Source organism: Streptomyces sp. NPDC002130, from assembly GCF_040296465.1.
Lineage (GTDB): Bacteria > Actinomycetota > Actinomycetes > Streptomycetales > Streptomycetaceae > Streptomyces.
Genome location: NZ_JBEOXI010000898.1, coordinates 1 through 1,350, shown reverse-complemented (window position 1 = coordinate 1,350; position 1,350 = coordinate 1). Strand labels below are relative to the sequence as shown.

General features: G+C 59.0%; 2 protein-coding genes. Both read right to left on the bottom strand.

Annotation, left to right across the window (positions count from 1 at the left end; genetic code table 11):
* Positions 1-61: 61 nt before the first annotated feature.
* Positions 62-817, bottom strand: coding sequence for an EAL domain-containing protein (locus tag ABT116_RS46770; protein ID WP_351647394.1), 756 nt, complete (start codon positions 815-817; stop codon positions 62-64).
* A 218-nt stretch (positions 818-1,035) separates the two neighbouring features.
* Positions 1,036-1,350 (bottom strand): glutamate--tRNA ligase family protein (locus ABT116_RS46765; RefSeq protein ID WP_351647390.1); only part of this gene is annotated, 315 nt, incomplete at its 5' end.

Below are 1,350 nucleotides of genomic sequence, written 5' to 3'. Positions count from 1 at the left end.
GCACTCATAGCAAGTGCATCGTCGCCGTACTGAAGTGGCGCTGTACTGAAGTGCGCAGCGCTCACACGGGCGTGACGATGGATGACGCGGGGAGCGGCTTCCCGAAGTAATAGCCCTGGCCCATATCGCAGCCGGCTCTCGAGACGTTGGCTGCGTGTTCGGCGGTTTCGACGCCCTCTGCGATCGAATCAAGCCCGAGCTTGCGGGCGATGTCGGCGATGGACTCCATGACCATGAAGGCGCGATCTCCAGCACGACCCGCTGCGCTGACGGCCCACGTCAAGGATTGGTCGATCTTGAGAATGTCGAGCGGCAATTCCGACAACGCGGAGAACGACGCGAAGCCCGCCCCGAAATCATCGAGGGCAATTCGAATTCCTTCGTTGTGCAGGATGTGAAGAGTGTCCGCGGCATGCCTACCTACGACGCCGAGTTCGGTGACTTCGACGATGATTCTGCTCAGTGGCGTTTCTGAACTGTCGAGTGCTCCGAGGATCTCGTGAGCGGCGTGCGGCGTCGCGAGTTGGCGAGGCGAAAAGTTGACCGCAACCATCATGTGCTCAGGCCACGACGCTGTTTGGGCGCAAATCATATCCAGAGCTTGTAATCCGATGGGAATGATGAGTCCGGAAGATTCGGCGGAGCGCATGAAATCTTGAGGCTCGATCAACCCTCGGAGTGGATGGCGCCACCGCAGAAGTGCTTCGTAGCTGATAATTGCTGACGAGTTCAGATTGACCTGGGGTTGATACAACACCTCGAATTGATGGTCGTCGAGTGCCTCGCGAAGCTCGCGGACCAGTCGCCCGTGCCGCACGTGCGTGTCAGCGTGGATGCTGCAAGTGGGTACTGCGGTCGGATTCCAGGTTCAGATCCGGGGCGTGGTTTTGCAGGGACCACTCGCCCTCAATTGCCTTCGCCAGTCTCGACCGTACTTCACTATTTGGAAATTGCCAACGAATAGCTATTGCGGACCGCTTTGTCATATCGGACAATCGAGCTTTTGTCCCGACAAGGCGCTGATTGATACTTCACTTACCTTGCCGGGAAAATCCACGGGGTCCGGGGGATCTTGCGAGAGTCGAATCGATCCGCCAATAGCGGAGGCGTGACAACTTCGCCGGGTTCGGCGAGACCGATGCTCGACGCGATCATCGTCAGAACCTGTTCGGCACTGCGTCCGGCTTCGAGTTGATCTGCCAGCGTCACTGCGCCATCGCGCTTCGCGAGTCGTTTGCCTTCACTGTTCAACGCGAGAGGAACGTGAGCGTACGACGGTGGTTCGATGTCGAGCAGTTGGGCAAGGTACGCCTGACGCGGCGCCGAGGTGAGGAGGTCGTCGCCGCGGAC